This window comes from Megasphaera indica, assembly GCF_046614755.1.
In the GTDB taxonomy this organism is placed as follows: domain Bacteria; phylum Bacillota; class Negativicutes; order Veillonellales; family Megasphaeraceae; genus Megasphaera; species Megasphaera intestinihominis.
Map to the genome: position 1 here is coordinate 1 of NZ_JBKKJR010000013.1, position 16,860 is coordinate 16,860.

General features: G+C 53.2%; 12 protein-coding genes and 1 rRNA gene. 1 reads left to right on the plus strand and 12 read right to left on the minus strand.

Annotated features, from left to right (window positions below; translation table 11 throughout):
• From ACFCTO_RS07600 to ACFCTO_RS07655, 12 genes are all read right to left on the minus strand, one after another.
• A 16S ribosomal RNA gene (locus tag ACFCTO_RS07600) occupies nt 1–319 on the minus strand; the annotation flags it as partial.
• A 605-nt stretch (nt 320–924) separates the two neighbouring features.
• Nucleotides 925–1,923, minus strand: a complete 999-nt coding sequence (locus tag ACFCTO_RS07605; RefSeq protein WP_492001092.1) for a phosphate acyltransferase — start codon at nt 1,921–1,923, stop codon at nt 925–927.
• Between the two features lie 290 nt (nt 1,924–2,213).
• Entirely contained in the window at nt 2,214–4,658 is a 2,445-nt protein-coding gene (gene pta, locus ACFCTO_RS07610) for a phosphate acetyltransferase (protein WP_366665143.1), read from the minus strand.
• A 213-nt stretch (nt 4,659–4,871) separates the two neighbouring features.
• On the minus strand, nt 4,872–6,701 hold the full coding sequence (gene glmS, locus ACFCTO_RS07615; protein ID WP_292301588.1) for a glutamine--fructose-6-phosphate transaminase (isomerizing): 1,830 nt from the start codon (nt 6,699–6,701) through the stop codon (nt 4,872–4,874).
• Between the two features lie 276 nt (nt 6,702–6,977).
• A complete protein-coding gene (gene glmM / locus ACFCTO_RS07620) occupies nt 6,978–8,333 on the minus strand; it encodes a phosphoglucosamine mutase (RefSeq protein ID WP_303150125.1) in 1,356 nt (451 codons plus the stop codon).
• Complete coding sequence (locus ACFCTO_RS07625; RefSeq protein WP_302485573.1) at nt 8,334–9,938, minus strand: NAD(P)/FAD-dependent oxidoreductase; 1,605 nt, start codon at nt 9,936–9,938, stop codon at nt 8,334–8,336.
• A gap of 14 nt (nt 9,939–9,952) precedes the next feature.
• The gene (locus ACFCTO_RS07630) at nt 9,953–10,858 is read right to left on the minus strand and encodes a CdaR family protein (RefSeq protein WP_020310206.1); all 906 of its coding nucleotides are present in this window, start codon (nt 10,856–10,858) and stop codon (nt 9,953–9,955) included.
• Nucleotides 10,859–10,861: 3 nt separating this feature from the next.
• Nucleotides 10,862–11,674 carry a diadenylate cyclase CdaA gene (gene cdaA, locus ACFCTO_RS07635; protein WP_020310207.1) on the minus strand — a complete coding sequence of 271 codons (813 nt, stop codon included), beginning with the start codon at nt 11,672–11,674 and terminating at the stop codon, nt 10,862–10,864.
• A gap of 185 nt (nt 11,675–11,859) precedes the next feature.
• Complete coding sequence (locus ACFCTO_RS07640) at nt 11,860–12,336, minus strand: RrF2 family transcriptional regulator (protein ID WP_226885715.1); 477 nt, start codon at nt 12,334–12,336, stop codon at nt 11,860–11,862.
• Nucleotides 12,337–12,551: 215 nt separating this feature from the next.
• Nucleotides 12,552–13,541, minus strand: coding sequence for an inorganic phosphate transporter (locus ACFCTO_RS07645; RefSeq protein WP_292300658.1), 990 nt, complete (start codon nt 13,539–13,541; stop codon nt 12,552–12,554).
• Nucleotides 13,534–14,163: a DUF47 domain-containing protein gene (locus ACFCTO_RS07650; protein ID WP_292300657.1), complete on the minus strand. Its 630-nt coding sequence runs from the start codon at nt 14,161–14,163 to the stop codon at nt 13,534–13,536. Before ACFCTO_RS07650 ends, ACFCTO_RS07645 begins: the two co-directional genes overlap by 8 nt.
• A gap of 221 nt (nt 14,164–14,384) precedes the next feature.
• Complete coding sequence (locus ACFCTO_RS07655; protein ID WP_302485572.1) at nt 14,385–15,146, minus strand: LytR/AlgR family response regulator transcription factor; 762 nt, start codon at nt 15,144–15,146, stop codon at nt 14,385–14,387.
• A gap of 281 nt (nt 15,147–15,427) precedes the next feature.
• Between ACFCTO_RS07655 and ACFCTO_RS07660 the strand changes: the two genes are divergently transcribed.
• Nucleotides 15,428–16,543: an RNA-guided endonuclease TnpB family protein gene (locus ACFCTO_RS07660; protein ID WP_499876658.1), complete on the plus strand. Its 1,116-nt coding sequence runs from the start codon at nt 15,428–15,430 to the stop codon at nt 16,541–16,543.
• The last annotated feature ends 317 nt before the right edge of the window (nt 16,544–16,860 follow it).

The window sequence follows — 16,860 nt, forward strand, 5'->3', positions numbered from 1 at the left end:
CTCTCAGACCGGCTACTGATCGTCGCCTTGGTGGGCCGTTACCCCTCCAACTAGCTAATCAGACGCAAGCCCCTCCTCCAGCGAAAGCTCCGAAGAGCCTCCCTTTCTTCCTTCTGCCATGCGACAGAAAGAACGTATTCGGTATTAGCAGCCGTTTCCAGCTGTTGTCCCCATCTAGAGGGCAGGTTGCTTACGCGTTACTCACCCGTTTGCCACTCGAATCAATAAGAAGCAAGCTTCTCATCTCTTCTCGTTCGACTTGCATGTGTTAAGCACGCCGCCAGCGTTCGTCCTGAGCCAGGATCAAACTCTCCATGATATATGGAAGAGCGTTTGGCTCTTGTTTATTGATTGGTATTACTCATCGTTTGACGTTCTATATAATAGAACCTCGCACGTTGGCGTTCATTCAGTTCATTGTTCAGTTTTCAAAGGTCATCGTTGTCATCACCAGGTGGCGACGACTTGTTTATTTTAACAAACTCAGAAGAGCTTGTCAAGGATGTTTTGAACTTTTTTCAAAGTTCAATCACCCCAGTCTGCATGGTGCAGACCACGACAGGATGAAACTCCTGCTGTGTCAGGGCCTTGCCCCGACAGCTCATTTAGTATACTACTATGTAAAGAGATTGTCAAGGATTTTTTCAAATCCTTGACGCCGGCCGCCGGTCGCCCAAGGCTCCCTTCATAGGGGAGCTGGCCGCCAAAGGCGGTCTGAGAGGTTAAAGGACGGCCCCTACGATGGCCCCGGTCGGGGCGTGAGCCGCCCCTGCGAAGGGGAGGGGGACCGCTTGCGGTGGAGCGGTTCTCCTCTACGAGCCGAGGATTACTCGAGACGATGTTGTCAGTCTGAGTCTGTCGCGGCGGAACGCCGCATCTGAGTCCGAGGCGGCCTGCGGCCTGCGAACTGTGTTCTGCGTTCCCTCACGCATCGCAGCAGCAGATGACGATGGTGTCGACGATGGTATCGACAGTGGATGCCCGGGACAGGTCCATGACCGGTTTGGCCAGGCCCTGCAGCAGCGGCCCCAGAACGGTCGCCCCGGCGACGTGTTCCAGCATCTTGCAGCAGATGTTGCCCGTATTGAGGTCGGGAAAGACGAGGACATCGGCCTGCCCTGCCACGGGCGAACGGGGCGCCCAATCGGCAGCATACGCCGGGACCAGGGCCACGTCGGCCTCCATTTCTCCATCGTAGATGAAATCGACATTGCGGTCACTCAGGATCTGCACGGCTTTGCGGACTTTATCGGCACCGGCACCGCGGTCACTGCCCATGGTCGAATACGACAGCAAGGCCACTTTGGGCGAGGCAATGTGCAGGGTCCGCCGTGCCCGTTCGACGCAGCTGCAGGCAATATCGGCCAACTGGTATTCGTCCGGGTCGGGAATGACATCGCCATCGCCGACGACGAAGACGCCGTCATGACCGAACTGCATCATATCCGTCACGACGATAAAAGAACTGCTGACCGTATCGATGTCATCCCGTGTCCCAATGAGCTGCAAAGCCGCCCGGAGCACTTCCGGCGCCGGCGTTTCGATACCGGCTACCATGCCGGCCGCTTCCCCGGCAGCGACTAAGGCGGCCCCAAAATGCAAGGGATGATTCAAGAGAAAACGGCGGCTCTCTTCCAAGGTCATACCAGTGGCTTTCCGCTTATCCGCATAGGTCTGGGCCAGGCTTTCTAAACCAGGGTACTTCTTGGGATAAATCACTTCAGCCCCTTCCAAATCGAGCTGATACCGTGAAGCCAGTTCCTGTATGTCGCCTTCCTTCCCCAAAAGGACGGGGATGGCCAGCTGCTCGGCCAATACCCGGTCGGCAGCCTGCAATATACGGATATCATCACTTTCAGGCAAAACTATTCTTTGCGGCTTTTGGGCCGCCTGCTGTTTCAAAGACGTAATATACCGGCTCATATCGATTCCCTTCCGCATCATGTATGTTACCTTTCATTATAAGGACATACGGGAAAGGAAGCAAGTGAAAAGGCGCTGTCGCATGAAGACAGCGCCTTTTTAGCAGTCAGCAGCTAGCTGTTAGCAGTTCGTATAATGGCTCCCATTATAGGGGAGCTGTCAGCTACAGCTGACTGAGAGGTTTAACCTCTCCGGCCCTTCGGGCCACCTCTCCTAACAGGAGAGGCGGGCCGCCCTCTGGGACGGCCCCTACGAAGCCACAAGCCACTAGCCACGAACCACTAATCACGTTAATGGCTCACGCCTGGCTGGACTTTATCTTCTTTGCCCAGCATGTAGTGCTTGTTGATATACTGCGTGTGCAGTAAGGATTCCGACAGGTCGCTGAGCGGTTCACCCAGGAACTTGGTATACAGTGTCTGGATTTCCGGGTTTTCCCAGCTGGCACGTATCTGGTTCAGTGCATCCAGTCCGTAAAGCGATTCGATGCGGGCGCGTTTGGCCGGGATTTCCTGTGGCAGTTTCGTTCTCGGCTGGCCACCGCCGCCGATGCAGCCGCCTGGGCAGGCCATGACTTCGATGAAGGCGTATTTCTTCCACGAATGTTTTTCTTCCATGAGGTTGATGAAGCGCCGGGCATTGGCCAGACCACTGATGGCAACGACGCGGATGATGTCGTTGTCCAGGGTCAGGGCCGCTTCCTTGACGCCTTCCAGGCCGCGGACTTCTTCAAAGTGGAGGAATTCTTCATCAGCCGGTTTGCCTGTCTTCAAATAGACCAACGTCCGCAGGGCCGCTTCCATGACGCCGCCGCTGTTGCCGAAAATCGTGCCGCCGCCGGAGGACTGGCCGAAGATGGGGTCGTAATCCGAATCTTTCAGGCTGTTGAAGTCGATTTGGGCGTCTTTGATCCATTTCGCCAATTCCCGCGTCGTAATGCAGTAGTCCGTATCGCGGATTTCCGGTTTCTTCCAGTAACGGCCGGCAGCATTCCGTTCCGGCCGGGCGATTTCCGCCTTCTTCGACGTACACGGCGTCACGCAGACCGTCACGATATCGGCCGGGTCGATCTTCATGCGTTTGGCAAAATACGTCTTGATCATAGGACTGAGCATACTGATAGGGCTCTTAGCCGTCGACAGATGGGGAATCAGTTCAGGGAAGAAGATTTCCGTGAATTCGACCCACGACGGACAACAGCTGGTGAACTGCGGCAGGAGTTCTTTCTTGTTATGCATGCGGTATAAGAGTTCCGATGCTTCTTCCATGATGGTCAAATCGGCGCCGAAATTCGTATCGAAGACGTAATCCCCACCGAGGGCCCGCAGGGCGGCGATCATCTTGCCCTGGACAACCGAACCGAAAGGCAGTCCGAATTCATCGCCGAGGGCGACGCGGACAGCCGGCGCTGTCTGGAAGATGACGACTTTCTTAGGATCGTCGATGGCCTTCTGGATGGCATCACGCTGGGATACGGTCGTCGTCGCCCCAAACATGCAGGTCAGGGAACACTGGCCGCAGTGGACGCAGATAGGCACGTCGCCGGTACTTTCCAGGGAATAATAACCGGTCATGGACATGACATCGGCACAGCGCCGGCGGCAGAGAGTACAGTTCTTGCATTTTTCCGGGTCGAACTGGATGGAAATATTGCGGTTCTCGACGGCTACGCGGCGGTCGAGCTTTTCAAAACGGCTGGTAAAGGCGATATCGCGTTTCTTTTCAGCCTGCATGTAGATGGCATCGCTGCAGCAAATGGCGATGACGTCGGTAATATCTTCAGGCGTACAGCCGCGGGACAAATCCATGACCGGCTTGGCTAGGCCCTGGAGGAGCGGTCCCAAGGCCGTAGCCCCGGCCAGGTGTTCCAATACTTTATAGCAGATGTTGCCGGAAACGAGGTTCGGGAAAATGAGGACATTGGCCTGACCGGCTACGGCCGAACCCGGTGCTTTCTGGCGGGCAATGCGCGGTACCAGCGCGGCATCGGCCTGCATTTCGCCGTCGAATTCAAAATCGACATTGCGGTCCCGCAGCAGGCGGACGGCCTCGCGGACGCGGTCGACTTCTTCGCCGGCACCGCTGCCCATGGTCGAATACGATAGGAATGCTACTTTCGGATCGAGCATCTGCGCCGTCCGGCGGGCCCGTTCGACACAGCTGACAGCAATATCGGCCAGCTGCTGCGGCGTCGGCTCGATGACGACACTGCAGTCGCCGACGACGAAGATACCGTCATCGCCGAACTGGGGCTTATCGGTAATCATGATGAAAGAACTGCTGACCGTCGACAGGCCGGGATGAGGACCGATGACCTGCAGAGCCGCCCGGATGACTTCCGACGACGTGGCCACCGCACCGGCGACCATGCCGTCGGCAATATCGAAGGCAACCAGACAGGCTGCAAAGAAGATGTAATTTTCTGACAGGACTTTCCGGGCTTCTTCCAGGCTCATGCCCTTCTTAGCCCGCCGTTTGGCATAATATTGGCAGAACTTATCCATCATGGGGTACGTTTCAGGGTCGATGATTTCAATCCCGTCCATATCGATCTGGTATTCCGAAGCGACTTCGACGATACTCTGGGGACGGCCGATGAGGATGGGCCGGGCAAAGCCTTCGGCCTGGACCCGTTCGGCAGCCTGCAGGACGCGGCGGCTTTCCGATTCCGGCAGGACGATTTTCTTCTGTTCTTTAGCAACGCGGCGTTTCAGGTTATTTATAAATCGTGACATAAGACAACACCTCACATATATCTACAATCATCACTGTCATTTCGTTAAGTATAGTATACGGAAAAACGAAGACGGCCGCCTCTTTTCCATGACGAAAGGAGATATTATTCTGCCGAACGGAGAATAACCAGGACAAAAAAAAGGGGTTAGCAGTTATCAGCTAGTGGCTAGCAGCCCTCCGATGAACGATGAACTGCAAACGAACAACGGCTTTTATTCTACAGTAACGCTCTTAGCCAGGTTACGCGGTTTATCTACGTCGTTGCCACGGCTGACAGCGATGTAATAGGCCAGGAGCTGCAAGGGGATGATGGCCAGGATAGGAACGACGAAATCGTCCGATGCCGGTACTTTGATCAAATCATCGACGGTCTTGCCGACTTCCGTATCGCCATCCTGGACGACGCCGACGACATAGGCATCGCGGGCTTTGACTTCCTTGATGTTGCTGATCATCTTTTCTTCGACTTCCAGCTGGGTAGCCAGGGCGATGACGGGGACACCGGCTTCGATGAGGGACAACGTGCCGTGTTTCAGTTCGCCGCCGGCATAGGATTCAGCATGGATATAGGAGATTTCCTTCAATTTCAGGGCACCTTCCATAGCCAGGCCGTAGTCCATGGAACGGCCGATGAAGAAGACGTCTTCTTTATCTTTGAAAGCACTGCAAAGACCTTTGATGAAATCGACCTGGTCGAAGATGGCCTGGCACTGATCCGGCAGTTTGGTCAAATCAGCCAGGATTTTTTCTTCCCGATCTACGGGCAGGTTCCCGTTCAAGCGGCCCATGTACAGGGACAGGAGCAGGAGCGTGACCAGCTGCGTCGTATAGGCCTTGGTCGAAGCGACGGCGATTTCCGGGCCAGCCCAGGTATAAGCGACCTGGTCGGCTTCACGGGAAATAGACGAACCGACAACGTTGGTGACGGCCAGGGAACGGGCGCCACGGCGTTTGGCTTCTTTCAGGGCTGCCAGGGTGTCGATGGTTTCCCCGGACTGACTGATGACGATGCACAGGGTTTTGCTGTCCGTCAAGGGATCGCGGTAACGGTATTCCGAAGCGATGTCGACTTCGACGGGGATGCGGGCCAGTTTTTCAATGAAATACTTGGCCAAAAGGCCGGCATGGTAGGCCGTACCGCAGGCAGTAATCAAAATCTTGCCGATCGATTTGACGTCTTCCGGCGTCCAGTTCAATTCTTCAAAATGGACGTGCTTGCCATCTTTGGTGATGCGGCAGCTCATGGTATCTTTGATAGCCTTCGGCTGTTCGTAGATTTCCTTGAGCATGAAGTGTTCAAAGCCGCCCTTTTCAGCTGCTTCAGCATCCCAGTTGACTTCAAAGACCTTCTTGGAAATGGGCTTGCCTTCGAGGTCCGTGACCCAGACATTATCCTTCATGACGATGGCGATTTCCCCATCGTTCATGATGTACGTCTTGCGGGTGTAGCTGAGGATGGCCGGAATATCCGAAGCGATGTAATTTTCCCCCTGGCCGAGGCCGATGATGAGGGGGTTGTCTTTCTTGCTGCAAATGATCTTATCCGGTTCAAACTTGCACATGAAGACCAACGAATAGGAACCGCGCAGACAGGCCAGAACCTTGCGGACGGTGCTGGTGAAATCTCCGTCGTACATGTCGGCGCAGAGGTGCGCGACGACTTCCGTATCCGTTTCCGACTTGAAGTGATACCCTTTTTTGAGGAGTTCTTCCTTCAATTCCATGTAGTTTTCGATGATACCGTTGTGGACGATGGCGAAGTTCCCCTTTTCATCCGTATGGGGATGGGCATTGACGTCCGACGGGCCACCGTGTGTCGCCCAGCGGGTATGACCGATGCCCAGTGTCCCTACGACGGGGTGAGCCTTGACTTCTTCAGCCAGATTGACCAGACGGCCTGCTTTTTTGCGTACAGCGATGGCGCCGTCGTTGTAGACGGCGATACCGGCCGAGTCATAACCACGATATTCCAGCTTGGCCAGTCCATCCATCAAAAAATCCGCTGCTTCTCTGTCTCCGATGTAACCTACAATACCACACATAGTTATATCCTCCTGATATGAAAATGTTCCTTCTTATGACGAACTTGTCGACGACGTTACCATCGTGTTTTTCCGCCATATAACGGCTGAAGCTGCCGAGAGACATCCGCTGACTATTTCGATACTTCTCTACCTCGTCTGCCTGAATCCATCAGGCACTAGCGCTATCCATTATATCGTCAAGGATTTCCAGACGCCTGCATAAAAAAAGTGCAGGAAAGAGTTCCAGGAACTCCATTCCCACACTTTAATATATTTGCAAGGTTTTGTCAATACCTACTTAGACGGGCCCATTTCGTGTTCGACGACGACGGCGATGTCATCGACGATGCGTTCGAGCTGTTCCAGGTCCGGTCCTTCTGCCATGACACGGATCAAGGGTTCTGTGCCCGACGGGCGGACGAGGATGCGGCCTTCATCACCCAACTCTTCTTCGCCAGCCGAGATGGCGGCCATGATGAGGTTATTGTCTTCCCATCCCGATTTCGTCTGAACGCGAACATTTTTCAAAATCTGCGGATAGCGCGTCATCAGCCTGGCCAGTTCCGACAAGGGCTTCTGCTGCTGTTTCATGATGCTCAGCAGCTGGACCGCCGTGAGCAGGCCGTCACCAGTCGTATTGTAGTCGAGGAAGATGATATGGCCCGACTGTTCGCCGCCGAGGGAATAGCCATCTTTGCGCATCTTTTCCAGGACATAGCGGTCGCCGACAGCCGTAATTTCCGTCTGGCAGCCCATTTCCTTCAGGGCTTTGTGGAAACCGATATTGCTCATGACCGTACCGACGACGGTATTCTGTTTGAGCCGGCCTTCGGCCTTCAATTTCATGGCGCAGAGGAGCATAATCTGGTCGCCATCCATTTCCTGACCCTTTTCATCGACAGCCAGGCAGCGGTCGGCATCGCCGTCGTTAGCAATCCCTACGTCGGCCCCATACTTGAGAACCGTTTCCTTTAAGCTTTCCAAATGGGTAGAGCCGCAGTTGTCATTGATATTTATGCCGTTCGGTTCATGATGGATGGCAATGACTTCGGCGCCCAGGCGTTTGAGGATTTCCGGCCCCAAGACCGAAGCGGAACCATTGGCCCCGTCATGGACGACTTTCAGGCCCGACAAGTCGACATCCGTCGATTTGCAGATGAAATCGGCATATTCCTGCTGTAAATCGGTCCACGTCGAAATCGTGCCGATAGCGGCCCCGGTCGGACGGCTCTGAAGGGCAGCCCGTTCATCTTTGAGCATACATTCTTCGATTTTGTCTTCCGTTTCGTCAGGCAGCTTATAGCCAAAGCCGTCGAAGAACTTGATGCCGTTGTATTCAAAGGGATTATGCGACGCCGAAATCATGACGCCGGCATCCATATGATGAGTCCGCGTCAGGTAGGCAATGGCCGGAGTCGGAATGACGCCTACCATGTAGCAGTCACCACCAGCCGAAGCGATACCGGCGGCCAGGATGTCTGCCAGCATAGTGCCGGAACGGCGGGTATCCCGGCCGATGAGAAAGGTCGGGTGTTCTTTGTTCTGCCCAAAAATATAGGCAGCTGCTCTGCCCAAATGATATGCCAATTCCGGTGTCAACGAATCATTGGCAATACCTCGTACTCCATCAGTTCCAAACAATCTAGCCATTTACTTTACCTCCAAAGGTTGATATTTACGGATGATTTCAATCGCCGTTTCCAGGCCATCCAAAAAAGCGCTCATAATGCCGCCGGCATAGCCAGCCCCTTCCCCGATGGGATAAAGGCCTGCCGCCCCCAGGGCCATGCGGTCTTCGCCGCGGACAATGCGTACCGGGGCGCTGGTCCGGGTTTCGACGCCGGTCATGACGACATCGTCATCGTCAAAACCGTGGATCCGCCGCCCAAAATAAGGCAGGGCCTGTTCCAGTGTCGTCGTAACGAAACCTGGCAGGACCTCATGCAGATCCGTCCAGGTCACGCCGGGACGATAGGAATGGATGGGCCCTTCCTGCGGTGCTCCAGGACGGCTGAGGAAAGCCCCGACGGTCTGAGCCGGCGCGTGATAATTGCTGCCGCCGGCCTGATAGGCCAGGGCTTCATAGCGGCGCTGGAATTCGATCCCCGCCAGGGGGCTGTCGCCGCCCATGTCGTCGGCTGTGACGTTGACGACGACAGCACTGTTGGCGATGCCGCTGTCACGTCGATACAGGCTCATGCCATTGGTGACGACCCGCCCTTCTTCCGAAGCCGCGCCGACGACGACACCGCCGGGACACATGCAGAAAGAATAGCACGACCGCCCTTCCGGGCTGTGATAGACCAGGGCGTAATCGGCCGGTTCCAGGCCGAGGTCGGCTGCCGGGCAGCCATATTGGGCCCGGTCAATGACATCCTGGGAATGTTCGATACGCACACCGACGGCAAAAGGCTTCTTTTCCAGGGTAATGCCCTGGTCATGGAGCATGTAATACGTATCGCGGGCACTGTGGCCGACGCCCATGACGACCAGCTCTGCCGGGTACTCATCGCAGCTGTTGACGGTCACCGACGTGATGCGTCCGCGATCGTCGCGATGGATTGCCGTGACACAGCTGGAAAAATGGACTTCGCCGCCCTGCGCCTCGATGGTGTGGCGCATATTCTTGACGACGCGGCGCAGGACATCGGTCCCGACGTGGGGATTATAGGCATACAGGATGTCTTCCGGCGCTCCGGCATCGACGAAAGTCTGCAAAATGCGCCGCAGCAGCGGATGATTGACGCGGGTCGTCAATTTCCCATCGGAAAAGGTCCCCGCTCCGCCTTCGCCGAACTGGACGTTCGACGATGCCTTGAAGGGGCCGCCGCGCCAAAAATCTTCAACGTCTTTCGTGCGGGTATCGACGTCACACCCCCGTTCAAAGACGATAGGCGCATAGCCGTGTTCAGCCAGGGCCAGGGCTGCCGCCAGGCCGGACGGGCCGGTCCCGATGACGATGGGCCGGTGGGCCAGCGGCTGCGTACCGGGACGGATATCCGGCGCCGGCGACTCAGCCAGCTGGCGGACATCCTTATTGTCACGACAGCGCTTCCAAACGCGGCTTTCGTCGACGAATTCCACATCGACCGTAAAAACGAAATAAATCCGCGGCTTCCGCCGGGCGTCGATGGACCGGCGGACAATGATAAGGCGGGAAATATCGCTGCGGCTGCAGCGGAGCTTCTTGGCGACTAACGCTTCCAAAGGCTTCTTCATGGGCACAGCCGTGCGGATATTCAATACTCTAAGCACAATCTTCTCCCTTTCTACTCATCTTTCTTAATATGCAGTGTGGCGTCGACTTCATCAGGGTCTATGACGACGCCATCAATGGGCGGAATCAGCACTTTCCAGGTCTTTTCTTCCGTCATGTTTTCCACATCGATATCTGGCAAATCGATGGAGCTGATATTCTTCAGCGTATCGGCTTCACCGCGGACCTGGACCGACATCGGCTGGACCGTGACGGTCTTCCAGGCCGTCTGGCCCGTAGCGTTCAGGTTGAGAGGCACCGTCTTGGCCACGGCATCATGGGCAATGGCCACTTTGACATTGCTCTGCCAGGGCGTCATTTCCAGTCCTTCGACAGGCGTGCCATCAGCCTGGTACAAATGAATCGGCGCCATAATAGCAAAGTCGCCATTGCGCTGATTGACCGGAATGTCTACGACTGCCTGGCTGACGTGCTGGATGAGGCGGCGCGCCCCGCTGACGACGACTTTCTCCGGTACGATTTTCAAATCGCTGATAAAATCCTTGTCATCCAGTTTGCCGACGACATGGGGCGTCAATTTAAATTCTTTGACCGTATAGACATCGACTGTGATTTTCGTCGACGTCATGCTCTGCTTCTTCAGCTCCGTCCCGCTGGGGATCTCGATGTGGACCGGGACCTCTACTTCCCCTTCCTGGACACTGGACAAGTCAATATAGGCCTTGATATCCGACGGCCCGACGTTGATGATCGTATTGCGCGGTCCCGACAGGCGGACATAGACCGTCTTGGGCACGTTGGACGTAATATACTGGGAGTCGAGGTTCTCTACAGTGATCGGTACGGTATAACTGCCTTCACTGAGGGGATTCTGTTCGTTGATGATGACGAACCACAAGACGATAGCCAGGAGAAGGCAGATTATTTTGAGCTGCCATTTTTTATCAATCTTGTTCATAAGCTAAGGCCTCCATTTAAAAATATTGGCCAGGCCCTGAGGCGTCCTGTTCAAGAACGTCTTCAGGACATTGCGCAGGGCATTGCCGTCGAGGTGACGATAAATATGACCGCCATAGGTATAAGAAATGGAGCCCGTTTCTTCGCTGACGACGACGACGACGGCATCGGCCAGTTCACTGATGCCGATAGCCGCCCGATGACGCGTCCCTAATTCCGTCGACAGCGACCGGTCCGACGTCAACGGCAGCAGACAGCCGGCAGCCATGATCCGGTTTTCCCGGATGATGACGGCGCCATCGTGAAGGGGCGTATTGGGAATGAAGATATTCCCCAACAGTTCCCGCGACACCAGGCCGTCGATGGCGATGCCTGTGTCGATGTAGTCGTTAAGGCCTACTTCGCGTTCAAAGACGATGAGCGCTCCTGTATGGGTCTTTGACAGGGATTCACTGATAGCCACGATTTCATCGATGAGCCGTTCCAGTTCTTCCATGCTGATGACCTGGCCGGAACGAAAGAAACGGCCCCGGCCGATTTGTTCCAGGGCCCGCCGCAATTCCGGCTGGAAGACGACAGGCAGGGCGACGAGGATGACCGTCATCCCCTGCTGCAGCATCCAGTTGATGACGTGCAGGTCGAGGACCTTGCTGACGACAGTGACCACGCCCAGGACCAGCAGGCCCTTGATCAGGGCCACGGCCCGGGTATTGCGGATGAGGATGAATAATTTATAGAGGACAAAAGCGACGAGCAGGATATCCAATATATCGAGCAGCCGGAAGCTGCTGATGAAACCTTGAAGGGGTAGGTACATAGGGCTTCACTCCACACAACGAGAATAAAAATAAAATGGGTATCCTTATTTTACAATATTTTGGGCATAAAAAAAAGGGCTTGTCGTCGGTGACAAGCCCTTTTTAGTGGCTAGCAGCTAATGGCTCGTGGTTAGCGGAGGGTTTTAAATTTAAAGCCCTCTTCTACAAACTCCGTACTACAAGCTCACTTTTCTGCCGCTTCTTTTTTGGCCGTCAGCTGCGCTTCTGCTTCATGGACCATGCGCAGATTGGCTTCCTGTTTGGCCAGTGTCTCGAAGTTGATGGACTTCAGGCGGGCCGCCAGGTCGCGCTGGATGTCGGCAAAAGCGGCATAAATAGAGCACATGCCGCTGCAGCCGCGGCTGCACGAGCCGATATCATGGAGACAGCGCTGCAGTTCCGTCTGCCCTTCGACGGCATCGATGATGTCAAAGAGGGTGATATCCTTGGGAGCCCGCTGCAGGGCGAAGCCGCCTTCGACACCGCGGTAAGACTTCATGATGCCAGCCTTGGTGAGACTGCGCATGATTTTCAATAAAAAGCGTTCCGGTATATTCTGTTTTTCAGCCAGCGCCGCGCCGGTAATCTTCGTGCCTTCCGGGAGAGACGCCAAATAGAGGACCATGCGGAAGGCATAGTCCGTAGCCTGATTCAATCTCATATTTCTACCCCCTTGTTGTCTATATTTAGTATTATACAATAAAAGACAAAAAAAGTATAGTTTTAATTCTGTAACTCCAGTGCCCCAAAGTATATCTATAATATACTTCGGGGTAGACATCCTCAAAAGAAAAAGGCGCTGTCCCATGAAGACAGCGCTTTTTTAGTGGTTAGTGGCTAGTGGTTAGTTTCACACACTAAACCTCAAACATAGTCTTAAAGAAAATCGATAATTTTGAAAATGATTGCCGACATAAGGGCACTGATGGGGATGGTAACGACCCAGGCGACGAGCATACTGCGGGCGACACCCCAATGGACGGCGCGGACGCGTTCGGCTGAACCGATACCCATGATGGAGCCCGATACGACGTGGGTCGTACTGACGGGCAGGTGGAGGAAAGTCGCCGTAAAGATGACGATAGACGAGTTCAAATCCGCTGCAAAACCGTTGATCGATTCCATCTTGAAGATTTTCGTCCCCATCGTGGAGATGATGCGCCAGCCGCCGGCCGACGTCCCCAGGGCCATCGACGTGGCGCAGGCCATCTTGACCCAAATCGGGATTTCCATGGTTTCAATATAACCGCCAGATAAGAGAGCCAGGGCAATGATCCCCATGGCTTTCTGGGCATCATTGGAGCCGTGGGAAAAAGCCATCAAACTGGCCGACAAGAGCTGCATCTTGCGGAACTGCCGGTTCAGGGCTAGCGGGGAATATTTACGGACGACCCAGAGGATGCCGATCATGACGAAATAGCCCGTAATCAAGGCGACGACAGGCGACAAGATCAAAGACAGGATAATCTTGCCGATACCGCCCATATCGAGAGCTGCCGGCCCGACGCTGATGCAAACGGCACCGATGACGCCACCAATCAACGAATGGGATGAACTGCTCGGTATGCGATAGTACCAAGTGATGACATTCCAGATAATCGAGCCGATAAGAGCAGCTACGATGACTTCTAAGCTGATTTCAGCCGGATTGAGGACTAAATCGCCGCCAATGGTCTTAGCGACGCCGGTACTGATCATAGCACCGGCAAAATTCAGGCACGCCGCCATCATGATAGCGTGACGCGGTGAAATGGCCCGCGTCGAAACACTGGTCGCGATGGCATTCGCCGTATCGTGGAAGCCATTAATATAATCAAAGAGAACGGCCAGCAGTACGATGGCCCATATTAACCAATGCTCAGGCATACTTCAATACAACCCTTCTGAACGTAACGACTAAATCTTCACAATCATCAGTAACGTCTTCGACAGACTGAAGAATTTCCTTCCACTTGATGATTTCGATGGGGTCCTTGCAGTTCTTGAACAAGTTCGCCATTTCTTCATGATATAAGTCGTCGCAGTCCTGTTCCAATTTCAACACTTTCTTGCTCCGCGCTTCGACTTTGAGGTAATTCTTCTTGAGATCCTTCATGTAGCCAATGGACTTGCGTATTTCCTTCATGGCCTTAGCCGTAATGGTCGCCATCTTTTTAGCCCCATCCGTCGCTTCACCGACTTGGTACATGCACATTTTATCCATGATTTCACTGATGTTATCGATTGCCGCATCGAGCTGGTCGATCAGCTGCTGGATATCTTCCCGGTCCATAGGCGTAATGAATGTCTTTTGCAGGCGCTTCATCGTTTCCATGACCAATGCATCGGCCTGGTCGGCCAGGGCGTCGATTTTTTCCAGCGCCGTTTCTTTTGCGACTTCGCCGTTAATAGCCTGGCTCAGTAATTCAGCCGCTTCATAGCTCAACGTCGCATGCTGGTCCAATAGGGAAAAGAATTTTTCTTCCTTGGGCTTTAAGTGGAATGCCATAATCATCGATCTCCTTAACGAAAAGATAAGAATAAGCCTTTATCAAAATTCACACGATTCTTTCATATTCTTTACAAGGCTTTACTTTGAATTATATCATATGGCTTGCCATTATTCTATAACAACCAGGCATTTTTTCACCCTCATCCTGCAATCTATGCATTATCAAAATGCTGTCATTTGCCGGAGAGCCTTAAAGCCTACTTTAGTCTGCCTTGAACCTATAAGTCGACGTACTGCCGGAGCTTCTTGACATACGATCGGCCGATAGGCACGGGCTGGTCTTCCATCCCTTTCAGGATGAGGACGTATTGATGATTGAACCACGGTTCAATTTGCTGGACTTCATCGATATTGACGATGTAATTGCGGTGACAGCGGAAAAAGATGTCTTCAGGCAGGCGCTTTTCAAACTGGACCAGACTGAGATGGCTGGGATAAGTCCGGCCTGAGAGAGTAACCAAATAGACCTTGCGCTTTTCCGCATAGACCAGGCGGATATCTTCCGTTGCGATGAGTTTTATCTTATCACCTTCATCGACGGAAAAGCGCCGGGCATAACTAGGCCGTTCGCCGCCGTCGGCGGCCGTCAGAGAAGCGCCTTCCTGTGAAGGGGCTTCTTTTTTTGTATAGACGGCACAGAACTTTTCGACAACCCGCCGGACTTCACCTTCTGTAACCGGCTTGACCAGATAATCGAGGACATTGAGCCGCAGCGTCTGAGAAATGAAATCGCGCTGGCCCGTGACAAAGACAATGGCCGGATGAGGCTCTTTTTCCGCTTCAATCTGCTTGGCAATAGTCATGCCGCTGACCCGTGGCATTTCCAGGGTCAAAAAGACGATATCCGGTTGATGAGCTGCCAGACAGGCCATGGCCTGCTCCCCTTCATAGCATATCGCTTTCACCTCGATAGCTGGTTTCCCCTGCTGTAACATTTTTTTTAACTGCGCCGCCATCAGTGGTTCGTGATCGATAATCACGGCTTTCGCCCCCATATCAACACCTCCTCTTCGTGATTTTTTACCTTCATTATACCACAAACTGCGTTACCGCTAGTAGGAATGAAGCCTGTAAAAAGACAACCTCAAATTGCCTGTCTTTTAACCTAATTCTGCAAGAAGTCTCTCGCCTCTTTAGGCGGTGAGATGAATTGCAGGTTTTTCTGAGGGCTCGATGCCATCAGAAAAACAATGGCTTCACAAGTTGAGTTGCAGTATAATCAGTGGTAAGAGTGAAAGGATTGGGAAAGTCAAGGCAGGTGATGATAGTGAATAAGGCATACCGATACAGAATCTATCCGACAACGGCACAGAAAATGATGTTTGCCAAGACCTTTGGGTGTGTCCGATTCATCTACAACAAGATGCTGAGTGACCGCATTGACTATTATAAGGAAACCGGCCAAAAGCTGAATAACACGCCTGCGCAGTACAAGGAAGAATTCCCCTGGTTAAAGGAAGTAGATAGTTTAGCCCTTGCCAATGCCCAAATGAACCTCAATAAGGCCTACAGTCACTTTTGGAATGACAGCAAGCATTTCGGCAAGCCGCGCTTCAAGTCCAAGAAGAATTGTCGTGCTTCGTATTCCACGAACAACCAGAAGGGCTCTGTCCGAATCGAGGGCCATAAGGTGAAACTGCCGAAAGTCGGCTGGGTGAAACTATGCCAGCATCGTCCCTTGCCGGAGAACAGTATCATAAAGACCGTAACCATCAGCCAGACGCCATCAGGAAAGTACTATATCAGTATGCTAGTGGAGTATGAAAACCAAATACTCCCGGTCATACCGAAGACCTTCCTGGGGCTGGATTTTGCGATGCACGGCTTGTATGTGGCTTCCGATGAGGCGGATGCTAAGTATCCCAGTTTCCTGCGAACGGCAGAGAAAAGATTGGCTAAGGCACAGCGAAAGCTATCCAACAAGCAAAAAGGAAGTCACAACAGAGAAAAACAAAGGCTGCGCGTAGCTATTCTCCATGAGAAAGTAGCCAATCAACGGCGGGATTTCCTGCATAAGAAGGCTCGCTATCTCGCAGACCGCTATGATGTCATTGGCATTGAGGATATTAGTGTCAAAGCGATGGCAAAGCGGAAAAAGGGTGGCAAGTTCAGCTTTGGCAAATCCGTAGCTGACAATGGCTGGAATATGTTCACGAACATGTTGGAATATAAATTGGCTTGGCAAGGCAAAAAGCTTATCAAGATAGACAAGTGGTATCCAAGCAGCCAACTGTGCCATGTTTGCGGATATCAGAACCACGAAACCAAGGACTTATCTGTAAGGGAATGGGATTGCCCTAAATGTGGCAGTCACCATAATCGCGATAAGAACGCTGCCATAAATATCCGAGAAGAAGCCAGGCGGATATCTGCCTGACGTAATCCATAAAATACCGTGGGTCGCACGGGAATCTACGCCTGTGGAGAGAGTGTAAGCCGCCGCAACTCTTTGGAGTCAGTAGCGCTGTTCTCGTTGAAGCAGGAAGCTCCCGCCTCTATAGGTGGGAGTACGTTCACTACATATATTAAGGAGCTGGACAAATGCTGCAAAGACACAAAGGACTGTGGAACGCAGACGCCGAAAAAATGATTCTCAAACACTTCAACGTAGAAATCTAAGAAAGCGCATTACAAATAAAGTGAAACACGAGTATAATACTCATGAGTATTATACTCGTGTTTCACTTTATTTAT